This is a genomic window from Mesorhizobium sp. M8A.F.Ca.ET.208.01.1.1 (assembly GCF_004791315.1).
Lineage (GTDB): Bacteria > Pseudomonadota > Alphaproteobacteria > Rhizobiales > Rhizobiaceae > Mesorhizobium.
The window spans coordinates 197,822-221,425 of the sequence record NZ_SRUT01000002.1 but is presented as its reverse complement, the minus strand read 5'-3'; the positions used below and the strand labels follow the sequence as shown (position 1 = coordinate 221,425).

Annotated in this window: 20 protein-coding genes; 8 read left to right on the top strand and 12 right to left on the bottom strand. The window is 64.2% G+C overall.

The window, feature by feature from the left end; genetic code table 11:
• Positions 1-98: 98 nt before the first annotated feature.
• The 3 genes from EN851_RS11610 (at position 99) to EN851_RS11600 (ending at position 3,459) form a co-directional block, all read left to right on the top strand.
• On the top strand, positions 99-473 hold the full coding sequence (locus EN851_RS11610; RefSeq protein ID WP_127275602.1) for a YciI family protein: 375 nt from the start codon (positions 99-101) through the stop codon (positions 471-473).
• Complete coding sequence (locus EN851_RS11605) at positions 470-1,744, top strand: RNA polymerase sigma factor (protein WP_127275601.1); 1,275 nt, start codon at positions 470-472, stop codon at positions 1,742-1,744. Before EN851_RS11610 ends, EN851_RS11605 begins: the two co-directional genes overlap by 4 nt.
• A gap of 200 nt (positions 1,745-1,944) precedes the next feature.
• Entirely contained in the window at positions 1,945-3,459 is a 1,515-nt protein-coding gene (locus tag EN851_RS11600; RefSeq protein ID WP_135929266.1) for an aldehyde dehydrogenase family protein, read from the top strand.
• A 271-nt stretch (positions 3,460-3,730) separates the two neighbouring features.
• On the opposite strand, the gene EN851_RS11595 is transcribed toward EN851_RS11600, so the two are convergent.
• The 12 genes from EN851_RS11595 to EN851_RS11535 all read right to left on the bottom strand — a co-directional run bounded on the left by EN851_RS11595 (position 3,731) and on the right by EN851_RS11535 (position 18,915).
• The gene (locus EN851_RS11595) at positions 3,731-4,645 is read right to left on the bottom strand and encodes a hypothetical protein (RefSeq protein ID WP_127869850.1); all 915 of its coding nucleotides are present in this window, start codon (positions 4,643-4,645) and stop codon (positions 3,731-3,733) included.
• Positions 4,646-4,975: 330 nt separating this feature from the next.
• On the bottom strand, positions 4,976-7,684 hold the full coding sequence (locus tag EN851_RS11590) for a nitrate reductase (protein WP_135915074.1): 2,709 nt from the start codon (positions 7,682-7,684) through the stop codon (positions 4,976-4,978).
• A 1-nt stretch (position 7,685) separates the two neighbouring features.
• Positions 7,686-8,015: a nitrite reductase small subunit NirD gene (nirD, locus tag EN851_RS11585; protein ID WP_127275597.1), complete on the bottom strand. Its 330-nt coding sequence runs from the start codon at positions 8,013-8,015 to the stop codon at positions 7,686-7,688.
• Positions 8,016-8,226: 211 nt separating this feature from the next.
• Positions 8,227-10,677 (bottom strand): nitrite reductase large subunit NirB, encoded by a 2,451-nt coding sequence (gene nirB / locus EN851_RS11575; RefSeq protein ID WP_127869847.1) that lies wholly within the window; start codon positions 10,675-10,677, stop codon positions 8,227-8,229.
• A 4-nt stretch (positions 10,678-10,681) separates the two neighbouring features.
• A complete protein-coding gene (locus EN851_RS11570; protein WP_127275595.1) occupies positions 10,682-11,479 on the bottom strand; it encodes an ABC transporter ATP-binding protein in 798 nt (265 codons plus the stop codon).
• A gap of 10 nt (positions 11,480-11,489) precedes the next feature.
• On the bottom strand, positions 11,490-12,380 hold the full coding sequence (ntrB, locus tag EN851_RS11565; RefSeq protein ID WP_127869845.1) for a nitrate ABC transporter permease: 891 nt from the start codon (positions 12,378-12,380) through the stop codon (positions 11,490-11,492).
• 67 nt (positions 12,381-12,447) lie between these two features.
• A complete protein-coding gene (locus EN851_RS11560; protein ID WP_135915075.1) occupies positions 12,448-13,764 on the bottom strand; it encodes a CmpA/NrtA family ABC transporter substrate-binding protein in 1,317 nt (438 codons plus the stop codon).
• A gap of 351 nt (positions 13,765-14,115) precedes the next feature.
• Positions 14,116-15,354: a CmpA/NrtA family ABC transporter substrate-binding protein gene (locus tag EN851_RS11555; RefSeq protein ID WP_189521834.1), complete on the bottom strand. Its 1,239-nt coding sequence runs from the start codon at positions 15,352-15,354 to the stop codon at positions 14,116-14,118.
• 2 nt (positions 15,355-15,356) lie between these two features.
• Positions 15,357-15,956, bottom strand: a complete 600-nt coding sequence (locus EN851_RS11550) for an ANTAR domain-containing response regulator (RefSeq protein WP_127275591.1) — start codon at positions 15,954-15,956, stop codon at positions 15,357-15,359.
• A gap of 144 nt (positions 15,957-16,100) precedes the next feature.
• On the bottom strand, positions 16,101-16,421 hold the full coding sequence (locus tag EN851_RS11545; protein WP_135929264.1) for a hypothetical protein: 321 nt from the start codon (positions 16,419-16,421) through the stop codon (positions 16,101-16,103).
• Positions 16,422-16,529: 108 nt separating this feature from the next.
• Complete coding sequence (locus EN851_RS11540; protein ID WP_127275589.1) at positions 16,530-17,330, bottom strand: endonuclease/exonuclease/phosphatase family protein; 801 nt, start codon at positions 17,328-17,330, stop codon at positions 16,530-16,532.
• A gap of 121 nt (positions 17,331-17,451) precedes the next feature.
• Positions 17,452-18,915, bottom strand: coding sequence for a phosphatidylserine/phosphatidylglycerophosphate/cardiolipin synthase family protein (locus EN851_RS11535; protein ID WP_135929263.1), 1,464 nt, complete (start codon positions 18,913-18,915; stop codon positions 17,452-17,454).
• Positions 18,916-19,222: 307 nt separating this feature from the next.
• On the opposite strand from EN851_RS11535, the gene EN851_RS11525 reads away from it, so the two are divergent.
• The 5 genes from EN851_RS11525 to EN851_RS36275 all read left to right on the top strand — a co-directional run bounded on the left by EN851_RS11525 (position 19,223) and on the right by EN851_RS36275 (position 23,579).
• Positions 19,223-20,029 (top strand): SDR family oxidoreductase, encoded by an 807-nt coding sequence (locus tag EN851_RS11525; protein WP_135929262.1) that lies wholly within the window; start codon positions 19,223-19,225, stop codon positions 20,027-20,029.
• Between the two features lie 11 nt (positions 20,030-20,040).
• Complete coding sequence (locus EN851_RS11520; RefSeq protein ID WP_135929261.1) at positions 20,041-20,988, top strand: 3-hydroxyacyl-CoA dehydrogenase; 948 nt, start codon at positions 20,041-20,043, stop codon at positions 20,986-20,988.
• The gene (locus EN851_RS11515; RefSeq protein WP_127869839.1) at positions 20,985-21,947 is read left to right on the top strand and encodes a 3-keto-5-aminohexanoate cleavage protein; all 963 of its coding nucleotides are present in this window, start codon (positions 20,985-20,987) and stop codon (positions 21,945-21,947) included. The genes EN851_RS11520 and EN851_RS11515 overlap by 4 nt, the downstream gene beginning before the upstream one ends.
• 390 nt (positions 21,948-22,337) lie before the next feature.
• Positions 22,338-22,532: a hypothetical protein gene (locus tag EN851_RS11510; protein WP_127280931.1), complete on the top strand. Its 195-nt coding sequence runs from the start codon at positions 22,338-22,340 to the stop codon at positions 22,530-22,532.
• A gap of 345 nt (positions 22,533-22,877) precedes the next feature.
• Entirely contained in the window at positions 22,878-23,579 is a 702-nt protein-coding gene (locus EN851_RS36275) for a hypothetical protein (RefSeq protein WP_189521833.1), read from the top strand.
• Positions 23,580-23,604: the final 25 nt, after the last annotated feature.

Sequence of the window (23,604 nt, the reverse complement as noted above, 5' to 3'; positions counted from 1 at the left end):
ACTGACGAACACCGAATCCGCAGCTGCCGGATTTTTTTATCGACGCCGTGTCGGGATCGGTCCTACTGTTTCGTCCTTTGATACAGAAAGGACCGATCATGCTCTACGCCATCCTGTGCTATGCTTCCGAAGACGTCGTCAGCTCCTGGAGCAAGGCGCAGGACGACGAAGTGATGGCCAATCTCCTCAACGTCCAGGACAAATATGCCAAGGCCGGCCGGCTCGGCCCGGTGGCGCGGCTTTTGCCGACGACAGCGGCGACGACACTGCGGAAGGTCAAGGGCGAATCCGTTGTCATCGACGGGCCGTTCGCCGAGACCAAGGAACAATTCCTTGGCTTCTACACGCTCGAATGCGCCGATCTCGACGAGGCCGTGGAATTCGCCCGCGAACTCTCCGAGGTCAACCCCAGCGGCGGCTCGTATGAGATCCGGCCGGTGTCCGTCTTCAATCCCACCGGGGTTGCCGTATGACCGAACTTGCCTGGATAAGCTCGGCCATCAGTGCCGCCCGTCCGCAGGCGATGGGCGCGCTGCTGCGCTATTTCCGCGACCTCGACACCGCGGAAGAAGCTTTCCAGGATGCCTGCCTCAGGGCGCTCAAGAACTGGCCGCAGAATGGACCGCCACGCGATCCAGCGGCCTGGCTGATCTTTGTCGGCCGCAACAGCGGCATCGACGCGGTGCGCAAGCGCGCCAAGCAGGCGCCGATGCCGGAGGAAGACCAGATTTCCGATCTGGAAGACGCCGAGAGCGATATCGCCGAGCGGCTCGATGGCGCGCATTACCGCGACGACATATTGCGGCTGCTGTTCATCTGCTGTCACCCTGATTTGCCCGCGACGCAGCAGATCGCGGTCGCGCTGCGCATCGTCTCCGGCCTCACCGTCAAGCAGATCGCGCGTGCCTTCCTGGTCGGCGAGAGCGCCATGGAACAGCGCATCACCCGCGCCAAGGCGCGCATTGCCGATGCGGGCGTGCCGTTCGAGACGCCGGGCGCGGCCGAGCGCTCCGAACGGCTCGCTGCGGTCGCCGCCATGGTCTACCTGATCTTCAACGAGGGGTACTCGACCAACAGCGGCGAAGCGCCGGCCCGCGCGCCGCTGTGCGAGGAGGCGATCCGGCTGGCCCGGCTGCTGCTGAGGCTATTCCAGACCGAGCCGGAGATCATGGGGCTGACGGCATTGCTTCTCCTGCAGCACGCGCGCGCACCGGCCCGTTTCGACGGCGACGGCGAGATCGTGCTGCTCGAGGACCAGGATCGGCGCCTGTGGAGCCGCAAGATGATCGAGGAAGGGCTGGCGCTGGTCGACAAGGCCCTGCGCCACCGCAAGCCCGGTCCTTATCAGGTGCAAGCGGCGATCGCCGCACTCCATGCGCGGGCGGCGAAAGCCGAGGACACGGACTGGGTGGAAATCGACCTGCTTTACGGCCTGCTCGAACAGATGCAGCCGTCGCCGGTCATCACCCTCAACCGTGCGGTCGCGGTCGCCAAGGTGCGTGGACCGGAAGCGGCACTGGCGATGATCGAGCCGCTCGAGCCGAGGCTTTCCGGCTATTTCCATTTCTTCGGCCTCAAGGGCGGGCTTCTGATGCAGCTCGACCGGGGCGAGGAGGCACGCATTGCCTTCGACCGCGCCATCGCGCTGGCCAACACGGCGGCGGAAGCGGCCCATATCCGCATGCATATCGACCGCCTGATCAAGGACGGCGCCGTGCGCGCGCCGGCGACAAAGGCAAACTGAGCCCCCTCTGCCCGTTCAGCCCAGGCATCGTCTGGCTCAATCGTGCGGCTTGGGCTTGGACCATGCCGGGGTGGCGATTTTCCCCTGAAACAGGTAATGGCACGCCATGACAGCCCCTTCCAGCCGCGACGGCGCCGGGAAGGCATGGCGCAAGGCGTTGACCCCAGCCATATGAGCGGCGGGATCTGAAAGGAACAAAAATGACGATAGCGAAGGAAACGGCCGAGCTTCTGGCGAAACTGGGCGTGGCCAAGGAGGCGCTTGACGGCGGCGACCTGATCGTGCGCAGCCCGGTGACGGGTGAGCAGATCGCGGCGCTGAAGACGATCTCGCCGGCCGATGCGGCAAAGACCATCGACGGAGCGCACAAGGCATTCCAGTCCTGGCGGCTGGTGCCAGGTCCCAAGCGCGGCGAACTGGTGCGGCTGCTGGGCGAGGAACTGCGCGCGCACAAGGCTGAGCTTGGCCGGCTGGTGTCGATCGAGGTCGGCAAGATCCCCTCCGAAGGGCTCGGCGAAGTGCAGGAAATGATCGACATCTGCGATTTCGCCGTCGGTCTGTCCCGTCAATTGTACGGGCTGACCATCGCCACCGAGCGTCCCGGCCACCGTATGATGGAAACCTGGCATCCGCTGGGCGTCGTCGGTGTCATCTCGGCTTTCAACTTCCCGGTCGCGGTGTGGTCGTGGAACGCGGCGCTTGCCCTGGTCTGCGGCGATGCCGTGGTATGGAAACCTTCCGAGAAGACGCCGCTGACGGCGCTTGCCTGCGAAGCGATCTTCAAGCGTGCCGTCAAGCGTTTCGGCCCCGACGCACCGCAAGGCCTGGCGCCGGTGCTGATCGGCGACCGCGCGGTCGGCGAGATCCTGGTCGATCATCCCAAGGTGCCGCTGGTTTCGGCCACCGGCTCGACCCGCATGGGCCGGGATGTCGGTCCTCGCCTGGCCAAGCGTTTTGCACGCGCAGTGCTGGAACTGGGCGGCAACAATGCCGGCATCGTGTGCCCGACGGCCGATCTCGACATGGCGCTGCGCGCCATCGCCTTCGGCGCCATGGGCACGGCCGGCCAGCGCTGCACGACGCTGCGCCGCCTGTTCGTCCATGACAGCGTCTACGATGCCTTGGTGCCGCGCCTAAAGAAGGCCTATCAGAGCGTTTCGGTCGGCAATCCGCTGGAGACCTCCTCGCTGGTTGGGCCGTTGATCGACAAGGCCGCGTTCGATGCCATGCAGAAGGCCCTGAGCGAAGCGACCGACCATGGCGGCAAGGTGACCGGCGGGACGCGTGTCGAGAACGGCCATCCCGATGCCTATTATGTCCATCCGGCGCTGGTCGAAATGCCGAAACAGGTTGCACCGGTGACGGAAGAGACCTTCGCGCCGATCCTCTATGTGATGAAGTATTCCGACTTCGATGCCGTCCTCGACGAGCACAATGCTGTCGGCGCCGGCCTGTCGTCGTCGATCTTCACCCGTGACCTGCAGGAATCCGAGCGCTTCCTCGGTGTGGACGGCTCGGATTGCGGCATCGCCAACGTCAACATCGGCACCTCCGGGGCCGAAATCGGCGGCGCGTTCGGTGGTGAAAAGGAAACTGGGGGCGGCCGCGAGAGCGGCTCCGATGCGTGGAAGGCCTATATGCGCCGCGCCACCAACACGGTGAACTATTCCAAGGCGCTGCCGCTCGCCCAAGGCGTCTCGTTCGACATCGATTGAGAATGCCAGGGGTGCCCCCGTCAGGTCGATCAGCTGCGCGAGCATCAATCGACACAGGTGGAGGGTGTACACGCGGCTGTAACGCTGGACAGCTTCCGACACTTGTCCAGCGTCGGCTTTTTCGTAACTGGGCGCTGGCAGAGCCTGCCGACGCTGCCGAGGTCGTCGGCGTCGCGCAGCCACGCAAACGCGGAACCGGTCAATCCACCTGTTCTGGCACAATTCCGGACGGAAACGTATCACGGCTGAAATGGCTCTCGTGTGCCGCTGCTCAGCCGTCGCCTTGCGATGGCGGGAAGCAGGCCTTGAAGGCCGTGTCGACGACGGCCAGCTTGGCCGCCTGGACAGTCATGTATTCCTCGTAAAATCGGTGCGACACCCACATCACCGAATGGCCGCGCTGACCAAGCCAGCCAATGCTGCCGAGCTCCTCTGCCGTGCGCAGTTTGCGGCCGAGATGGGTCCGCGACAGCTTGAGCCATTTGGCGAAGTCACCGATCGAAACCACGCTGGTCGGAATCCGCTCCAGGCCGGCGTGGGCGGGGTCGATGCCCGACATCAGCCAGTCCATGACGATGCCGCCATTGTTGAGCCAGATGAACAGGGAAAAGGTCTGGTTGGGTTCGCGCACCGGCTTGGACGCAAGCAGTCCGTCAGCCACCAGGGGCTGCAGCGTGGCAAGCATCTCGGGACGCTCCAAATATCTGGCCAGCCGGTCGCCGCCGTCGATATGGTCAAGCGTGCGCAGATGGGCTGTTACCCAGCCGGTGAATCGCTCGATGGTCGCCGCTGTCGGCTGCAGGGGATGCGTGCGACCGTCCCCGCCCGCCACATACTCGGCGATGTTGTAGTGCAGCATCTCCTTGATGAAGGCGTCCGCGGTATTGCGGCTGGCCACCGCATTCTTGTGCACGACCTCGATGAAACGCGATACGGTCAGTTCCTTGCGGCGGTCATTCGGGTCGCGCCTGAAGTGCATGGCAAGGCCGACATGACCCAACAGCCAACGCTGCTGGGTGGCAAAGATGGAAGCCAGCCGCGGGCTTTCCTCGTAGATACGGATCAGGGACTGCGACTGTTCCTGAACGTAGCGGTGCAAGGCCGGATGGCCGGCTATGTCTTCCAGATTCAGCGCTGATCTCCCGATGCTTTGAATCACCTCGGATGGCGAGGTTGCGTTCCCCATTTTCCAGTCTTCACCACGCGTGTCCAGACGTACCAATTGCGAAGGACAGGGCCAGCCGAGCCACAGATCCACGGCACGGTTACATGCGCATTCCGCCAACCGCTTGCCATGGCTTGGAAAACGCCTCCCAACTATGGTCAGCCGAACGGTGGAATCCAGCCAAGCGAGCGGCGTGGTGCGACGGTTGTCCGCAGGGGCATTTCCTTTTGCTGGTCCATGGAGGCATCTTTCACCCCCATCACCCCCGGCGAAGTCGAATTAACTGTTGGACAGGTTCGATCCCACCTTCCGACCGGAGTTCAGGCCGGCCCGGCGGGGGGCATGTCGCCTTCACTCGGCGGCCTGGACCCGATTGGCCGCGATGATCGCCCGGATCTCGGACCGGCAGGAGCCGCAATTGGTGCCCGCCTTCAGCGTGGCGCCGATGGCGTCGACGCTGGTGCAGCCAGCCGCCACGGCAGCCGTGATCTGGTTGACTCCAACGTTGAAACAGGAGCAGACGGTCGCGCCGGCATCTGGCCGCTCGGCACCGGCGCGGCCGGCGACGATCCTGAAACGCTGCCGCTGGCTGGCGTGGACCTCATCGAGTTGCTCGGCCGCCCAGCCGCGCGACACCGCGACCGGACCGGGCGCGATGAACAAGGCACCCGCCAGATGCTCGCCGTCGAAGGCGGCGATGCGGTGCTGGCCGGCCTCGCGGTCGTGATAGGCAAGCATTTCGCCATCCGCAGCATCGAAGAGCGAACCGGCGAAGGCCGTCCAGTCGACATCGTCGTGGGCAAAGGCGAGCTCGACCCGCCAGCCGCCCCGGCATCTGGCTACCGCCCAATAGTCGGCCATCGCCACGGGCCTTTTGCGTGTCACGGCAAAGCCGAATGCCCGAGCGGTGAATTTCTCGATGCGGGCCGCGACATGCTTCAGCGCCGGCTGGCCCGACACCGGATCGGTAAGCGATGTGGTGAGCGTGTCGAGCCGACCCCTGGCGGCGAATTGATCGGTCCAGTGCATCGGCGCGAACAGGCTGCCCTGACGCTGGCGCGTGGTCACCAGCGCGCGGACCAGCACTTCGCCGCGCGGAGTCGAGACGCGTGCGATGTCAGCATCGCCAACGCCGTGGCGTTGCGCATCCACCGGGTGGATTTCGACGAAGGGCTCGGCGATGTGCTGGGACAGGCGCGGGCTTTTGCCGGTGCGGGTCATGGTATGCCAGTGGTCGCGGATGCGGCCAGTGTTGAGGATGAGCGGGAAGTCGGGGGTGGTGCGGGTTTCGACGGTCGGGCGGATGGCGATGAAGCGCGCCTTGCGGTCGGGCGTGTAGAAGTTGCCGTTGGCGAAGAAGCGAGTGGGCTGGTGCCCGGTCGAGTTGACCGCGTCGGGCGGAGGTTCAGCTTGAGTACTTCCGCCTGGCTGAAGTGCTGGCCACTGAAACGGCGCAAGCGCTTCATACCCATCGGCGTCAACATCAGCATAGGCCCCGATGTCAAAATCCCGCGCGCCGTCATTCTCGAATCCTGACAACGCGGCGTGCTCAGCAAAAATCTCCGCTGGCGTTTCATGCGCAAACGCGTCGTCAAAGCCCATGCGCCGCGCCACCTCGGCAATGATCCACCAGTCGGGCCGCGCCTCGCCGGGGGCCGGCAAGAACGCGCGCTGGCGCGAGATGCAGCGCTCGGAATTGGTGACGGTGCCGTCCTTCTCGCCCCAGGCCGTCGCCGGCAGCCGGACATGGGCATGGCGGACCGTGTCGGTCTCGGCCAGCACGTCCGACACCACCACGAAGGGGCAGGCCTTGATCGCCGCTTCGACGGCGCCTGCATCCGGCATCGAATCGACCGGGTTGGTGGCCATGATCCACAGTGCTTTCACGCGCCCGTCGGCAACCGCCTTGAACATCTCGACCGCCTTGAGGCCGGGCTTGCCTGCAATCTCCGGTGTCTTCCAGAAGCGACGCACGCGTTCGCGATGCTCGAGATTTTCGATCTCCATATGGGCGGCGAGCATGTTGGCCATGCCGCCGACCTCGCGGCCGCCCATGGCATTGGGCTGGCCGGTGACCGAGAACGGTCCGGCGCCGGGCTTTCCGATACGGCCAGTGGCAAGATGGCAGTTGATGATGGCGTTGACCTTGTCGGTGCCCTGGGACGACTGGTTGACGCCCTGGCTGTAGACGGTGACGGTCTTTTCGGTCCTGGCAAACAGGCTGTAGAAACGGCCGATCTCGTCTTCGCTGAGCCCCGTGGCGGCAGCGACGCCGGCAAGGTCGAGCGCCGAGGCGGCGAACAGTGCCTGTCCAAAGCCGGACGTATGCGCCGTGATATAGGCACGGTCGAGCGCATTGTGCTGACCGAGCCATGCCAGCAGGCCGGTGAACAGGGCGACGTCGCCATCCGGCGCGATCGCCAGGTGCATGTCGGCGATATCAGATGTCATGGTGCGGCGCGGGTCGACCAGCACCACCTTCATCTCGGGCCGTTTTTCGCGGGCAGCCGCGATGCGCTGATAAAGCACCGGATGGCACCAGGCGAGGTTGGATCCGACCAGCACGACCAGATCAGCCAGTTCCAGATCCTCGTAGCTTCCCGGCACCGTGTCGGAGCCGAAGGCGCGGCGGTGGCCGGCGACGGACGAAGCCATGCAGAGCCGCGAATTGGTGTCGATGTTGGCCGAGCCGACAAAGCCCTTCATCAGCTTGTTGGCGAGGTAGTAATCCTCGGTCAGCAACTGGCCGGAGACGTAGAAGGCGACCGCGTCGGGACCATGGTCGGTAACGACTTGCGAGAAGGTCGAGGCGACGAGGTCGAGCGCCTCGTCCCAAGAGGAGCCCCGGCCGTGGATTTGCGGACCGAGCAACCGGCCGTCGAGGCCGATGGTCTCGGCGAGCGCGGAGCCCTTCGAGCATAGCCGGCCGAAATTCGCCGGATGATCGGGGTCGCCACGGACGGACACCTGCCCGTCCGTGGCGACCTTTGCCAGCACGCCGCAGCCCACCCCGCAATAGGGGCAGGTGGTCCTCACCTCTCGCGCTTCAACGATCTCCATGTCAGGCGGCGCGGCTGGCCAGCGCTTCCAGCGCGATGAACAGGCGCTCGCCTTCCCGCTTCACGGGAATGGTGCGCACGGCGCCTTCGTCGGCGCCAAGCGCCTTGCCCGTCTCCAGCGAGATGACCCAATTGTGCAGAGGGCACGTCACGGCCGCGCCATGGATGATGCCCTGGCTCAGCGGTCCGCCCTTGTGAGGGCAGTGGTCCTCGATGGCGAAGACCGCGTCGTCCGCTGTGCGGAAGACGGCGATCTTGCCTTGTGGTGTGGCGACGCAACGCGCGCCCCGCCGGGGAATGTCGGAGAGGGTGCCGATGGCGATCCAGTTCATAGCACTGCCTTTGCTTGATAGGATCGCGCCCAGGCGCCCCCCTCTGTCCTGCCGGACATCTCCCCCTCAAGGGGGGAGATTGGCAGCTTCAGGCTCACCGCCCATTCTGCAACGTCGACAATTGGCGAAGGCCGCCATGGTGATCGATCTCCCCCCTTGAGGGGGAGATGGCCGGCAGGCCAGAGGGGGGTGGCTCGCGCTGACATCTCCATCACTCCGCCGCCTGCGCAAACCCGACCGAAGCCATCGGCCGGAACTCGTGCTTGTCCTTGCCGGAGACGCGCTCGGACCACGGATCGACCTGGGCAAACTTCTGCGAAAAGACGAAGCGCTCGTAATAGGCTCGACGCTTCTCGCCATCGTCCATGATCTGGCGCTTGACCTCGGCTATGCCGATGCGCTTGGCCCATTTGTAGATGCGCTCGAGGTATCGGCCTTGCTCGCGATACATCTGCGTCAGCGCCACGATGTGCTCCAGCGCCTCGTCCTCGGTCCTGACCAGGCCGAGCACTTCCGTGCCCTTGATATCGAGACCGGCGGCACCGGCGAAGTGGATCTCGTAGCCGCTGTCGACGCAGATCACGCCGACATCCTTGCACGTCGCCTCGGCGCAGTTGCGCGGACAACCCGACACCGCCATCTTGACCTTGGCGGGGGTCCACGAGCCCCACATGAATTTCTCGATGCGAATGCCGAGACCGGTCGAATCCTGCGTCCCGAAGCGGCACCAGTCCGAGCCGACGCAGGTCTTCACCGTGCGCAGCCCCTTGGCGTAAGCATGGCCGGAAACGAAGCCGGCCTGGCCGAGATCGGCCCACACCGCCGGCAAATCCTCCTTGCGGATGCCGAGCATGTCGATGCGCTGGCCGCCAGTGACCTTGACCATCGGGATCTCGAACTTGTCGACGACGTCGGCGATGGCGCGCAGTTCGGCGGCGTTGGTCACGCCGCCCCACATGCGCGGCACCACCGAATAGGTGCCGTCCTTCTGGATGTTGGCGTGGACGCGCTCGTTGATGAAGCGCGACTGGTAGTCGTCGGCGTAGTCGTCAGGCCAGTCGCAGACGAGGTAGTAGTTGAGCGCCGGCCGGCATTTGGCGCAGCCGCAGGAGGTCTTCCATTCCAGTTCCTGCATGACCGCCGGAATGGTCTTCAGCGCCTTGGCCTTGATCAGCCGGCGCACCTCGTCATGGCCGAACGTGGTGCAGGAGCACATGGGCTGTACGGCGGCCGGGTTGTAGGTGTCGCCGAGGGTCAACACCATCAGCTTTTCGACCAGCCCGGTGCAGGAGCCGCAGGAGGCCGACGCCTTGGTGTGGGCGCGCACGTCGTCGAGCGAAGTCAGGCCCTTGCCCGTGATCGCGCCCGTGATCTTGCCCTTGCAAACGCCGTTGCAGCCGCAGATTTCCGCATCATCCGGCAAGGCTGCAACGGCCGCCATAGGGTCCAGCGGGGCACCCCCCTGGTAGGACTGGCCGAAGATCAACGTATCGCGCATTTGCGATATGTCGGTCTGTTTCTTCTTCAGGTCGTTGAACCAGGCGCCGTCCGATGTCTCGCCATAAAGCACCGTGCCGATGATGCGGTCGTCCTTGAGCACCAGGCGTTTGTAGACGCCGGCGGAAGCATCGCGCAGCACGATCTCCTGGCGGTCGTCGCCGTCGGCGAAGTCGCCGAGCGAAAAGAGGTCGATGCCGGTGACCTTGAGCTTGGTCGGCGTGTCCATGTGGACGAAGGCGGCGGTCTCGTCGCCGGCAAGCTGATGAGCGGCAACACGCGCCATCTCGTAGAGCGGCGCCACCAGCCCATAAACCATACCGCCCACCTCGGCGCATTCGCCGAGCGCGAAGATGTCGGGGTCGTTGCTGCGCATGCCGGCATCGACGACGATGCCTCTGTTGACGGCGACGCCTGCATCCTTGGCCAGCGCGGCGTTTGGCCTGATGCCGACCGCCATCACCACCAGCGTCGCCGGGATGATGGTGCCGTCGGCGAGTTCCACCTGCTCGACCTTGCCATTGCCCGTAATCGCCTGGGTGTTGGCCTTGGTGATGACCTTGATGCCGCGCTCCTCCACCGCGCGCTGCAGGAGATAGCCGGCGGCCGGATCGAGTTGGCGCTCCATCAGCGTCGGCATGACATGCAGCACGGTGACGTCCATGCCTTGCGCGTTGAGGCCGGCCGCCGCCTCCAATCCGAGCAGGCCGCCGCCGATGACCACGGCCTTGGCCCGCGACTGGGCGGCGAGCATCATTGCCTGGACGTCGTCCAGGTCGCGATAGGTCAGTACGCCCGGCAGATTGTGGCCCGGCACCGGGATGATGAACGGCACCGAGCCGGTGGCGATGACGAGCTTGTCGTAGGGCTCGGTGACGCCATGATCGGAGGTGATCGTCTTCGCCGTCCGGTCGATGGCCACGATCTTGTGGCCTTTGTAGAGGGTGATGCCGTGCTTGATGTACCATCCGTCGCCATGGATGATGATTTCCTCATAGGCCTTCTCGCCGGAGAGAACCGGCGACAGCATGATGCGGTCGTAGTTCACGCGCGGCTCGGCGTTGAAGATGGTGACGGCGTAGCGGCCCGGCGCCTGCTCCAGCAGATGCTCCAGCATGCGCCCGGGGGCCATGCCGTTGCCGATGATGACGAGTTTTTCGGTCATGGCGTTACTCCGCGGCTTCGACGAAGCGGTGGCGTTCGTAGAGGAATTTCAGCACCGCCTCGCGGCAGCGCAGGAAGGTGCGGTCGGAAGCAAGTTCGATGCGCCGGCGTGGCCGCGCCAGCGGCACGGGAAGCACTTCGCCGATGGTCGCGGCCGGACCGTTGGTCATCATGACGATGCGGTCGGACAGCAGCACCGCCTCGTCGACGTCATGGGTGATCATGATCGTCGTCGAGCCGAGCCTGGAATGGATATCCATCACGGCGTCCTGCAGATGGGCGCGCGTCAGCGCGTCGAGAGCTCCGAACGGCTCGTCGAGCAGCAGGATCTTGGGCTCCATGGCCAACGCCCGTGCGATGCCGACGCGCTGCTTCATGCCGCCGGAGATTTCGGCCGGGCGCTTGTCGCTTGCATGCGCCATCTGCACGAGGTCGAGATTGCGCATGATCCAGTCATGCCGCTCGGCCTTGCTCTTCGAACGGCCGAAGACTTTCGACACCGCCAGGTTGATGTTTTCGTAGACGGTCAGCCACGGCAACAGCGAATGGTTCTGGAACACCACGGCACGTTCGGGGCCGGGGCTGTCGACTTCCTTGTCTTCCAAAAGCACGGCGCCGGCGGAAATCTTGGTCAAGCCGGCGATCAGGTTGAGCAAGGTCGACTTGCCGCAACCCGAATGACCTATGATGGAGACGAATTCACCCTTGTGGATGGTCAGCCTGATGTCCCTCAGCACCTCGCTGACCTGGCCGCCACGCGCGAAGGATTTGTCGATGTGGTCGAGTTTGAGATAGGCGGTCATGGCGCTGTCCTCACTTTGCCGTCGTGCCGCGGGTGACAAAGGCGCCGACCGCCGCGACCAGGCGGTCGAGGCAGAAGCCGGTGACGCCGATATAGGCGAGCGCGACGATGATGTCGGGCAGCCGTGACGAGTTCCACGCGTCCCAGATGAAGAAGCCGATGCCGACGCCGCCGGTCAGCATTTCGGCTGCGACGATGGCAAGCCAGGATAGGCCGATGCCGATCCTCAAGCCGGTGAAGATGTAAGGCGCCGCGGCCGGCACCATGATCTTGACGAAGAATTCGAGCTGGTTCAGCCGCAGGATGCGGGCGACGTTGCGGTAGTCCTGCGGGATGTTGCGCACGCCGACGGCGGTGTTGATGATGACCGGCCAGATCGAGGTGATGAAGATCACGAACAGCGCCGATGGATTGGAGTCGCGGAAGGCGGCGAGCGACAGTGGCAGCCAGGCGAGCGGCGGCACGGTGCGCAGGATCTGGAACACCGGATCGAGGCCGCGCATCGCCCAGACCGACTGACCGACCAGCGCGCCGAGCGCGACGCCGACCACCGCCGCCATGCCGAAGCCGATGGCGACGCGCTGCAGCGAGATCAGCACCCGCCAGGCAAGACCGATGTCCTGGGGGCCGTTGTCGAAGAACGGATGCGCGATCAGGTCATAGGCTTCGTTCCATACCTGGCTCGGCGGCGGCAGGCTTGCCGTCGGCGACGAGCAGGCGACCTGCCAGACGACGAGCAGAAGGGCGATGACGATGGCGGGCGGGACGAGGGCGCTGGCGACCTTGCCTGCGATCGATACCAGATCAATGCGCCGCCGCGTCTTGGCGGTGAAGGCGACCACCTCGGCCGGCTTGGCCGGGAATGCTTTTACCTTGGTGTCCTCGATGACTTGGATGGACATGTCCTGGGAAAACTCCGTGGCGTCTGGTCGAACTGAACGAGAGACGGCGAAATGCCGTTTGGCCTGACTAGGCCGATGCCTTGATCGTCAGGCTGTCGAGATAAGCCGAGGGGTTGGCCGGATCGAAAGTCTTGCCGTCGAAGAAAGTCTCGACGCCGCGCGAAGACGAGGCCGGGATGTCGCTTGCCGCGACACCGAGTTCCTTGGCTGCCTCGCGCCAGATATCCTCGCGGTTGACCTGGTCGACCAGCGCCTTGATGTCTGTGGTCGGCGCGAACTTGCCCCAGCGGATGTTCTCGGCGAGGAACCAGCTGTCGTGGCTCTTGAATGGATAGGAGACGCCGCCCTTCCAGAATTTCATGTAGAGGTCGGTGGCGGTGGCGACCCGGCCGTTGCCGTAGTTGATGTCGCCCTTGAGGCGGCCGACGATGTCGGCGACAGGCACGTTCATCCATTGCCGCTTGCCGATGATGGCGGCCATCTCGTCCTTGTTCTCCTTGGCGTCGCACCATTGCTGTGCCGCCATCACCGCCATGACGATCGCCTTGGTGGCGTTCGGATATTTCTCGATGAAGGCGGCGCGCAGGCCGAGCGCCTTTTCCGGATGACCCTTCCAGATCTCGCCGGTCGTGGCGGCGGTGAAGCCGACGCCCTGGTGGACGAGCTGTTCGTTCCACGGTTCGCCGACGCAGAACACGTCCATGTTGCCGACCTTCATGTTGGCCACCATCTGCGGCGGCGGCACGACGATGGTCGAGACGTCCTTGTCGGGGTTGATGCCGCCGGCGGCCAGCCAGTAGCGCAGCCACAGATCATGTGTGCCGCCCGGGAAGGTCATGGCGGCCTTGACCTCCTTGCCTGCCGCCTTCTTGGCGGCGAAGGCGTCCTTCAGCTTGGAGGCATCGAGGCCGACGCCGGTGGCGGCATACTCCTGGGCTACTGAAATGCCCTGGCAATCGTAGTTGAGGCGAGCGACGATTGCCATCGGCAGCGGCTGGTTGTTCTGCGTCACCTTGCCGGTGTGCATGAGATAAGGCATCGGCGTCAGGATGTGGGCGCCGTCGATGCCGTTGGCTTCGCCTCCGAGCATCAGATTGTCTCGCGTCGCACCCCAGGAGGCCTGCTTGAGCACCTCGACATCAGGCATGCCGAATTTCGCGAACAGGCCTTTCTCCTTGGCGATGATCAGAGGCGCGGCATCGGTCAGCGCGATGAAGCCGAGCTTGGCGCCGGTCACTTCGGGACCTTTGCCTTCGGCATGGGCGCCAGCGGGAAACAATGTCCTTGCGGCAATAAACAGTCCCGCCGTCAGCGCGCTGCTGGCCAGAAAATCACGGCGGGTGAAATCCTTGAGGGACGTGCCAGTTCCAATCCGTTTCGTCATCGTCGTCTCCGGTTGAGCGCCTTGGAAGCGCCGTCGATTGCGTGTTCGGCCAAAAACAAAAAAGCCGCCGTCCAGGCCTTCGCGCATCCCTGGGGATTGCGCAGTGACCTGAGCGGCAGCTTTGCCTGTGGCGCCCGCCATTGGACGCCTGTTCCGTTGCCCGAGAAGGGCTCGTTCATTTCAAAGCAGGAACCGTGCCAGTTTCCCTCTGGAAGAAAACATCAAATGAATTCAGTGGGATCGGAGCATCACGCGGCAACTCGATCCACCGCGATTGGGGTCAAACATTGATCACCTTGCCTACAGGGGCGCATAATTTTTGTGCAATGCAAAAGGATGGCGCAGAAATGATCAGGCTTCTCCGAGGGTCGTTTTTTGGCTGTCGACATAGGCGTCGATCTCGTCCGGATCGAAGATCTGGCCGTTGAAGAAGCCGTCCGGGCCGAGCACCAGGCTGGCGCCCGCCGAGCCCACCGGGGTCGCCACCTTCAGCGCACCCTCGACCTTGGCATTGGCGCCCGGCAGCGCGACGCCGAGCGGCTTCAGCGCCGACCGGTAAAGGTCGGGCCGGTAGCAGTCGCGGGCGATGGCGAGATTCTCCGGCGTGTGCGCGACATGACCCCAGCGCACCATCTGGGTGTAGAACCACAGCGCATGGCTCTTCCAGGGGAAATTGGCGGCCTTGTCGAAAGGCACGAAGAAGTCCTCGACGGCCCGCTGTGCGCCGCCGCCGAGCCGCAGATGCCCGGTCAGGATCGGCATCTGAACGGCCGCCTCCTGGCCAAGGAAGCCGGGCTGCGCCATCAGCGCCGCCAGTTCGCCACGATTTGCCGGGTCCTGGCACCAGCGCGCCGAGTGATGCAATGCGCGCAGGAGTGCAGCCAGCGCCTCGGGATTTTGCTCGGCCCAGGCCTTGCGCGCGCCGATGACCTTTTCCGGGCTGTTGCGCCAGAGCAGCGCCTTCACGGTGACGATATGGCCGGTGCCGGCCGCCACCGCGGCGCTGTTCCAGGGTTCGCCGACGCAATAGCCGTCGATGCGCCCAGTGGCCAGCGCGTCGGCCATGAAGGGCGGCGGCACAATCACGATCTCGATCTGCCGCTCTGGATCGATGCCGCAGGCGGCAAGCCAGTAGCGCAGTTCGTAATTGTGCCCGGAATGCGGGTGCACGACGGCAAAGCGCAGCGCCTCGCGGCCGGCGGCCGCCCGCTCGCGGATGAACGCACCGAGGGCCGCGCCGGCGCGAGCCGGATCGAGATCGGGTACGGCGCCGTGCGCCGCCATGCCGGCCCACACGGCGTTGGAGATGGTGACGCAGTTGCCACCGAGCCCCAGCGAAAAGGGCACGATGGTCTCGGAGGCGAGGGGGGTGAGGCCAAGATTGCAGGCAAGCGGCATCGGTCCCAGCATGTGCGCAAGGTCGAAATGGCCGATGGCGATGCGGTCGCGGATGTTGGCCCAGGAGGTCTCGCGGTGCAGCGCCAGATCGATGCCTTCGCGCGCGGCAAAGCCCAGTTCGCCGGCTGCCACCAGGACGGCGCTATCGAAAAGCGGCATGAAGCCGGCGGTGATCTGATGCTCGGCGCCCATGTCTATTCGTCCCCCGGTCCGAGAAGCCCGGCGGCAGTCACCAGGCTCTGGGCGATATCGCTGATCTTGCGGTTCTGGTTCATCGCCGTCTTGCGCAGCAGCATATAGGCGGCCTCTTCGCTCAGGCCGCGCGATTTCATCAGGATGCCCTTGGCGCGGTCGATCACCTTGCGGCTCTCGAGCTCGCTGCGCGCCTCGTCCAGTTCGCGCGCCATGCGCGAGAAAGCGTTGAAGCGGCTCACCGCCATGTCGAGGATCGGCTTGACGCGCTCCTGCCTCAACCCGTCGACGACATAGGCCGAAACGCCGGCATCGACCGCGGCCTCGATCGAGGCCTGGTCGGAGCGGTCGACGAACATGGCGATCGGCCGCTTTACCGCACGTGACAGCTGGAACATGTTTTCCAGCATGTCGCGGTTGGGGTTTTCCAGGTCGATGACGATGACGTCGGGCTCGATCTCGGCGATGCGGCGCGCAATGCCACTGACGTCATGGATGACGGTGACCCGCTGATGGCCCGCCTCGCGCAAGCCAGCCTCGATTATCGAGGCACGGATGCGGTTTTCGTCGATCACCAGGACGGCGAGTGAAGTTCGGATCATGCCCGCATTGTGGGCACGCTCGGAAATTTGTGCAATGCGGCAATGGCGGCGTCGGCGGGAGGCGACGGCTGTCAACGGCTATCCTTGGCGGCAACCCGCCAAGGGTTGGATCAGGAGACGGTTGGATCAGGAGACGGAGCGGCCTCAGCCGCAGACGCGAACGTCCTCGAACACTCTGTGGTGGTGGCGCCAATGCACAATCGTTTCCGTGTGGCAGCGGTGATGGTGGTGGCGCCAGCGGTAGCCGCCATTGTCGTAGTCATCGTACTGAGCGTTCTGGTCGCCGTCATACTCGTTGTCATAGTGGCGCATATGATGACGGCGAACGACGATTCCGGAATCGTCATCCGAGGAATATTGGCCGCCGTCGTCGGACTGGATAGTCAGGCTGGCGGCTTGGGTTGGCGCCGTCGCCGCCGCTGTCGCGGCGAATGCCAGCACCGAGGCCAAAATCAACTTTTTCATTCCATCCTCCTGTATATTCAACACATAAACTCGCTGAAGAACCGGGTGTTCCGCTCGAATCCACACGCTTTGCGACGCCGGCGACATCAAGGTGTTATCGGCCACATGCTAAAGGCGAACGAAGGCGGTCAGCGGCAGATGGTCGGAGGCCACGCGCGACAGCGGCGTGTCATGCGCTTCGACGGTCGCGATCATGCCGTGCCGGTTGGCCATGATCCGGTCGAGTGCCAGCAGCGGCAGGTTGGACGGGAAGGTGGGGACTGCTGGCGGCTGCGGGCCGAAGGTCGCGTGCAGCGTGTTCAGCGCGGAGCGGTTTCCGAGCCGCCATTCGTTCAGATCGCCGAGCAGGAGCGTCGGCTTCTCGTCGGGGCTGTTCATGATATCAAGCACGACCTGGGCCTGCTGCGAGCGGGAGCGGCGCAGCAACCCCAGATGGGCCGCGATGATGCGCAAGGACTGGTTCCCGTCGAGATCGATCTCGGCCACCACGGCACCGCGGGGTTCGAGACCTGGAAGCCTGATCTGATGCACGTCGCGAACGACGCCCCTTTTGAACAGCAGGACATTGCCGTGCCAGCCATGGCCTTTGCCCGTTGCGGAAATGGGCACAGGCACGAGGCCGGTTTCCAGTTCAAGACGGTGCAGGTCGAGGAGCCCGTCGCGGTCGCCGAAGCGATTGTCGGCCTCCTGCAGGGCGATGACGTCGGGGGCGATCTCGCGGATGACGCGGCTGGTGCGGTCGGGATCGAACTTGCGGTCGACGCCAATGCATTTGTGGACGTTGTAGGAGGCGACCAGCGTCCCGGTGACGCCGTCCTTCTTCGGCGACAAGGCGTTGGCCTTGCGCATCCGCCTGTCGCGAATGGACAGGAGCATGCTGGCCGGCAGGCTGCGCCCATTCATTCGCATAGCGTGCCCATCATCCCTGCCGTTCTCATCATGCACCTAGAAATAGAGTCATTCGGCCGATGTTCCATGGTTGGCGACACGCTATCGGGCAAACACGTCATTTTGTTAAAGACAGAATTTCTCAGAGATAGGGCGATCCCAGCCAGAGGATGCGGTCAAACAGGCGGATGATGAAGGGCCGCGCGCGCAAGGAGGCCAGCGTCACTGGAACGGCCGTTTCGATCGCCGATCCGATCCGGGTCTCGATCTCGGTGGCAAAACCCGCGTCGAGGACCTCCAGATCGATCTCGAAGTTGAGCCGCAGCGAACGTGCATCGAGGTTGGAGGACCCGACATAAGCCCATACGCCGTCGATCGAAAGCAGCTTGGAATGATCGAAGGGGCCTTCCGTGCGCCATATGCGGCAATAATTCTTCAGGATCTGGTCGAATTGGGCGGTCATGGCGCGGTCGACGAGGAAGAGGTTGTTCACCGCCGGCACCACGACATCGATCTCGACGCCGCGCCTGGCCGCGGTAACCAGGGCGCTGATCAGTTCCCGGTCCGGCAGGAGATAGGGCGACATCAGGCGTATCGACTTGCGCGCGACCGAGAAGGCGCCGATCAGCAGTTTGTGGTTGGTTTCGTTGCTGGCGTCCGGCCCGGATGCAACCGCACGCACCAGCATCGGCTGGCCAGCGGGCGGTGAAACCGGTGTGATCCGCCAGGCATCGCCCTTCAGCGCCTCCTTGGTGGCGAAGCGCCAGTCTTCCGCGGCGACCGAGAAGAGATCGGCGACAACGGGTCCGGTGACCTGGAAATGCGTGTCCTTGGCGCTGTTCGATCCGGCGAACTCCGCCGAAAAACCCTTGCGGATGTTCATGCCGCCAGTAAAGGCAACCGTGCCGTCGACCACCAGGATCTTGCGGTGGGTCCGCAGATTGGCATAAGGCAAGCGCAGGCCCATGACGATGTTGCCGTTGAAGACATCCGCCGTGATGTTGGCGCGACGCAGATGCCCCAGGATGCTGGGGACGGAGTAGCGGGCGCCGACGGCATCGATCAGCACACGCACGGTGACGCCGCGCTGGACAGCGCCGGCCAGCGCTTCGACGAAAAGCAGGCCGACCGCGTCATTGTCGAAAATATAGGTTTCGAGCAGGACGCTGCGCTCGGCCCCGTCGATCGCCGCGCACATGGCGGGGTAGGCCTCGTCGCCGCTTTCCAGCACGTCGATTGCATTTCCCGGGTTGAGCGCGCGCCGCGCCACCCTGTCGCCCAGCGTTCTGAGGCCGGTGAACCGCTGTCCATAGCGCTCGATGATCAGCGCCTCTTCGGCGGCGACGTCGCGCTCATGCTTGGCCGACACCAGGCCCTCGGCAAGCGGGCGCTGCGCGCTGATCGTGGCGCGGCGGATGCGGTTGATGCCGGCCACGGCATAGATCAGCACGCCGAGAATCGGCGACAGCACCATGATGCCGACCCAGCCGGTGGCGGCGCGGACGTCCTCCTTGGTCATGACGGCATGGGCAATGCCGATGGTCGCCATCACCACCGAGATGATCGCCAGTATTTGGGGCCAGTGAATCGCCAGGGTCTCGAACATTGCCAGGACTATCCAGCGAGCGCCCGCGGAAGGCAATGCAGCCGGCGATTTCCACACTCACCCATTGGGCTCCGCCGGTGAGAGAACGGCCGGCGCACGGTTATTTGAGCAAGCCAACCAGGACATTGAAAGCGGCGTCGATATCGGCGCGCACCGGGGCCTTGACGGCGTCGCCGTCGCGATCACACAGGGCCGCGAACATCTCCTGATGATGTTCGTTGGCGGTCGAATAGTTTCCCGAATCGTGCAGCATGTTGAAATAGGGGCTGATCTGCAGCCACAGGTTCTCGATGGGAAGGACGGGACGATGAGCACAAAGGCACCTGAAACGGCGGCGGAATTTCTGGCCGGCCTCAATGGACAGCGCGTGCTGGTGACAGCGGGCGCCGGCGGCATTGGTTTCGCCATCGCCGACACGCTGTCGCGGCTCGGGGCGCGCATCGTCGTCTGCGACGTGTCCGACGAGGCGTTGGCTGCCGCTCCCGGCAAGATCGACCTGGTGGCCGCGGTCAAGGCCGACGTCTCACACGAAGACGACGTCGACCGGCTGTTCGAGACGGTCGCCGAAAAGCTCGGCGGGCTCGATGCCCTGATCAACAATGCCGGCATTGCCGGCCCGACCGGCGGCGTCGACGAGATCGAGCCGGACGACTGGCGGCGCTGTCTCGATGTCTGCCTGACCGGCCAGTTCCTGTGCGCGCGGCGCGCCGTGCCGATGATCAAGGCGGCGGGAGGCGGCTCGATCGTCTCGATGTCGTCGGCAGCCGGCCGCCACGGCTATGCTTTCCGCACGCCCTACTCGGCCGCCAAGTTCGGCGTGATCGGCTTCACACAGAGCCTTGCCAAGGAACTCGGGCCGCACGGCATCAGGGTCAATGCCATCCTGCCCGGCATCATCGAGGGTCCCCGCATCGAGGGCGTCATCTCGGCGCGCGCCAGGCAGATCGGCATCAGCCACGAAGAAATGACCGGGCGCTATCTGCAGAACATCTCGCTGCGCCGCATGACCAGCCCTTATGATGTCGCCTCGATGGTCGCCTTCCTGCTTTCGGATGCGGGGATAAACATTTCCGGCCAGTCGCTCGGCGTCGACGGCAATGTCGAAACACTTTGAGGGCAAGATCCATGGCACAGGTTGCGATCGTCGGCAGCGGATTCATCGGGCGGGCCTGGGCGATCAGTTTCGCGCGCGCCGGCCATGACGTCCGCATGTGGGACCAGTCCCGCGCCGCGACCGGCGGCGCGCGCGACTACATAGAAGGTGTGCTCGGCGATCTCGCTGCCAACGACCTGCTGCGGGGACAGTCCGCCGCCACCGTGCTCGATCGCATCACTGTTGCCGCCGAACTCGGCGAGGCGCTGGCCGGCGCGATCCATGTCCAGGAGAACACGCCGGAAAATCTCGAGGTCAAGCGTGAGGTGTTTTCGCTGATCGACTCTGCTGCCGATCCGCGAGCGGTGATCGCCAGTTCCAGCTCGGCGCTGTTGCCGTCGAAATTCACCGACCATTTGCAAGGGCGGCATCGCTGCCTTGTCGTGCATCCGATCAATCCGCCCTACCTCATTCCCGCCGCCGAGGTCGTGCCAGCGCCGTGGACATCGGCCGAGACGCTCGAAAGAACACGCGCCTTCCTCATCGAGGCCGGCCATGCGCCGCTGGTGATGAAGCGCGAACTCGACGGGTTCATCATGAACCGCCTGCAGGGCGCGTTGCTGGAGGAAGCGTTCCGGCTCGTCGCCGACGGCTATGCCAGCGTCGAGGACGTCGATATCGGCATCCGCGACGGGCTGGCGCTGCGCTGGTCCTTCATGGGACCGTTCGAGACCATCGACCTCAACGCGCCCGGCGGCGTGCGCGACTATGTCGAGCGTTACCAGGGCATCTATTCCAACATCTTCCCGCAGATGTTGCGCCGGGTCGACTGGGCGGGCGAGGTGATGGAGACGGTTGAGGCCGAGCGCGGCAAACGCCTGCCGAGGGAAAAACTAGGCGAGCGGCAAGTGTGGCGCGATCGCCGGCTGATGGCGCTGGCGGCGCACAAGAAGAAATCGGATCAGGAGTTCGGACAATGAAAGAAACCAGCCGCAAGCCCGGCGCCACGGTGGCCAGGGGCAAGGTCATCATCACCTGCGCGGTGACCGGAGCGATCCACACGCCGACCATGTCGCCCTATCTGCCGATCACGCCGGACCAGATCGCGTCGGAAGCGATCGCGGCGGCCGAGGCGGGAGCGGCAATCCTGCACCTGCATGCCCGCGATCCCGAAACCGGCAGGCCCGACCAGACGCCGGAGGCGTTTGCCCGCTTCCTGCCGCGCGTCAAGCAAGGCACCAATGCCGCCATCAACATCACCACCGGCGGCAGTCCCTACATGAAGGTCGAGGAGCGGGTAAAGCCGGCCGCTCAGTTCAAACCGGAAGTGGCCTCGCTCAACATGGGTTCGATCAATTTCGGGCTCTACCATCTCGCCGACAAATACGAGACCTTCAAATTCGACTGGGAAAAGCCGCATCTGGAAGCGACGCGCGATCTCGTCTTCCGCAATTCGTTCAAGGACATCGAATACATTCTGGCGACTTGCTACGACAACGGCACGCGCTTCGAGTTCGAGTGCTACGACATCGCGCATCTCTACAACCTTTCCCATTTCGCCGATCGCGGGCTGGTGAAGCCGCCCTTCTTCGTGCAGTCGGTGTTCGGCCTGCTTGGGGGCATCGGCACGCATCCGGAGGATGTCGCCCATATGAAGCGCACCGCCGACCGCTTGTTTGGCGACCAGTTTCGCTGGTCGGTGCTCGGCGCCGGCGCCAGCCAGTTGCGCATCGCCGCGCAGTCGGCGGCGCTTGGCGGCAACATCCGCGTCGGGCTGGAGGACAGCCTGTGGGCCGGCAAGGGCAAACTCGCCAAATCGAATGCCGAGCAGGTCGTGCTGGCGCGCAAGATCATCGAAGGGCTTGGCATGGAAGTGGCGACACCGGACGAGGCGCGCGAAATCCTGTCATTGAAGGGCGGCGACCAGGTCGCCTTCTGACGCGGCCCGCTGCCGCGCTTTCCCGGGACGGCGTCCTGCGCGGCAGCCTATTCGCCATCACCGGCCTTGGGCGTCGTCGACCGTCACGAGGCGACGCGCGGCAGCAAGCGCGTCGTTGATCGCGAGAGTCTCCGCCGCGAAGCATTGCTCTCCCGTTACAGCGGGCGGTCATTCGAGCGTTCAGCAGTTGGTCGATCAAGCGTCGACAGAGTTCCCTTTGGAAAGCCCACCCTGACCCATGGGAAAGCATAGATCCGGGGTGATCCGGCATCGTCATGTGCTGCCTTGGTTCGCTGGGGCTTCCTGTTCTTTGGTACCACATCTATTGTATATCAGAGGGAATGAAATTACCGATGTAACACTTCGATTGAAGGCGAAGGGGGGCGCCGAATGATGACTTTCAACTTCCGGGGGCCACCCGCGGGCGACGGCGATATGTCGGCCGAATGCCAGGAGCAGTTGCTGCCTCTCATCAATGAGATCGTCCAGGCGGCGGTGGCGGCCGGCTGGAATCGGGACGACGTTCTTCTGGCTTTCGTGGAACTCGCCTGGGATCTGTACGAGAAACGGCGCGGTGATCTGTAGCAGCGGCCGCCGATAACCGGATCCACACCGCAGGCGTCGATCTCGCGGACAGGTTATGATCCGCGCAGGCTGCGCCAACGGCCTCAATCAGTCGTTGACCAGAATACAGAATCGCATGACCGGTCGTGTCAGGACCGATCGGCGAAACTCCGGATGACGAGGCCTCGCGCCAGACGAAAATGAACGCTCGTCAACTCCTATTCGCTGGCCATTTTTTTCTTTTCTCGAATAAAGATTTTTCTTTGCGCGTGGGAGTTCTTCCCAAGCCAAGGTGTGTGCGTTACGCTGCGTTCGGGTCGGGAAAAGGGTATTCGAAGTAGCGTCGATACGGCTGAGGCAGCGCGAATGAACAATGCGGACGAGGCTCGGGAAGGCGGCGTTTCCCGAGGCATCGATCGGGAGCGGACAGCTCGATACGTCCTGGACATCATTCCTGAAAGTGCCGGTCCGCGAAGGGCCACCGCGCAAGGAAGCGTGATCTATTCCGTTCGCGGGCCAGGCTCGCAGGCATTCCCGGCCAGGGAACACTCCGTAGGCATCGTGCTTGCGCCCATACGCAAGTTGAGGGCCTCGCTCGGCAGCGACAAGCTCCAGCAATACGATGCGCCGGTCGGGTGTCTCGTCATCAATCCCGCCGGCGTGGACAGCAATCTTGCCTGGTCCGTGACCAGGGAAAATGCCCTGGTCTCCATCTCTCCCGAAGCACCGTCGGCTTTGGCTGCTCATGAGTTCGACATCGGCGATCCTCGCCGGGTTTTCGGATCAAAGTCATTTGGCCTCCACCATGAAGAAATACAGGGGAAGGACACCAACCGGTTATGCTTCCGCCAGAAACTGAGGCGCTTCTGCGCCTGCAACCGGAAACGATTACGGCCAGGAGTCCAAGAGAAAACCGGACAGCGTCCCCGGGAGAGCCGCGCCGCGCGGTATGGCAAAGCCGCCCCATCAGGTGCCCGGGGCTCGGAGACCGGGATTTCCTGCAAGGAAATCGGTGTTCTGCAAAATACGTCCATCGCGAATGCGCCCATGGTCGAGGCGAGAAATTGATCGATGCGCCCGGATGCTTCGAGGA

Bases quoted from the DNA above. Each gene is read 5' to 3' on its own strand.
- EN851_RS11610 (WP_127275602.1), top strand. From the start codon at position 99: ATGCTCTACGCCATCCTGTGCTATGCTTCCGAAGACGTCGTCAGCTCC.
- EN851_RS11605 (WP_127275601.1), top strand. From the start codon at position 470: ATGACCGAACTTGCCTGGATAAGCTCGGCCATCAGTGCCGCCCGTCCG.
- EN851_RS11600 (WP_135929266.1), top strand. From the start codon at position 1,945: ATGACGATAGCGAAGGAAACGGCCGAGCTTCTGGCGAAACTGGGCGTG.
- EN851_RS11595 (WP_127869850.1), bottom strand. From the start codon at position 4,645: ATGGGGAACGCAACCTCGCCATCCGAGGTGATTCAAAGCATCGGGAGA.
- EN851_RS11590 (WP_135915074.1), bottom strand. From the start codon at position 7,684: ATGGAGATCGTTGAAGCGCGAGAGGTGAGGACCACCTGCCCCTATTGC.
- nirD (WP_127275597.1), bottom strand. From the start codon at position 8,015: ATGAACTGGATCGCCATCGGCACCCTCTCCGACATTCCCCGGCGGGGC.
- nirB (WP_127869847.1), bottom strand. From the start codon at position 10,677: ATGACCGAAAAACTCGTCATCATCGGCAACGGCATGGCCCCCGGGCGC.
- EN851_RS11570 (WP_127275595.1), bottom strand. From the start codon at position 11,479: ATGACCGCCTATCTCAAACTCGACCACATCGACAAATCCTTCGCGCGT.
- ntrB (WP_127869845.1), bottom strand. From the start codon at position 12,380: ATGTCCATCCAAGTCATCGAGGACACCAAGGTAAAAGCATTCCCGGCC.
- EN851_RS11560 (WP_135915075.1), bottom strand. From the start codon at position 13,764: ATGACGAAACGGATTGGAACTGGCACGTCCCTCAAGGATTTCACCCGC.
- EN851_RS11555 (WP_189521834.1), bottom strand. From the start codon at position 15,354: ATGGGCGCCGAGCATCAGATCACCGCCGGCTTCATGCCGCTTTTCGAT.
- EN851_RS11550 (WP_127275591.1), bottom strand. From the start codon at position 15,956: ATGATCCGAACTTCACTCGCCGTCCTGGTGATCGACGAAAACCGCATC.
- EN851_RS11545 (WP_135929264.1), bottom strand. From the start codon at position 16,421: ATGAAAAAGTTGATTTTGGCCTCGGTGCTGGCATTCGCCGCGACAGCG.
- EN851_RS11540 (WP_127275589.1), bottom strand. From the start codon at position 17,330: ATGCGAATGAATGGGCGCAGCCTGCCGGCCAGCATGCTCCTGTCCATT.
- EN851_RS11535 (WP_135929263.1), bottom strand. From the start codon at position 18,915: ATGTTCGAGACCCTGGCGATTCACTGGCCCCAAATACTGGCGATCATC.
- EN851_RS11525 (WP_135929262.1), top strand. From the start codon at position 19,223: ATGAGCACAAAGGCACCTGAAACGGCGGCGGAATTTCTGGCCGGCCTC.
- EN851_RS11520 (WP_135929261.1), top strand. From the start codon at position 20,041: ATGGCACAGGTTGCGATCGTCGGCAGCGGATTCATCGGGCGGGCCTGG.
- EN851_RS11515 (WP_127869839.1), top strand. From the start codon at position 20,985: ATGAAAGAAACCAGCCGCAAGCCCGGCGCCACGGTGGCCAGGGGCAAG.
- EN851_RS11510 (WP_127280931.1), top strand. From the start codon at position 22,338: ATGATGACTTTCAACTTCCGGGGGCCACCCGCGGGCGACGGCGATATG.
- EN851_RS36275 (WP_189521833.1), top strand. From the start codon at position 22,878: ATGAACAATGCGGACGAGGCTCGGGAAGGCGGCGTTTCCCGAGGCATC.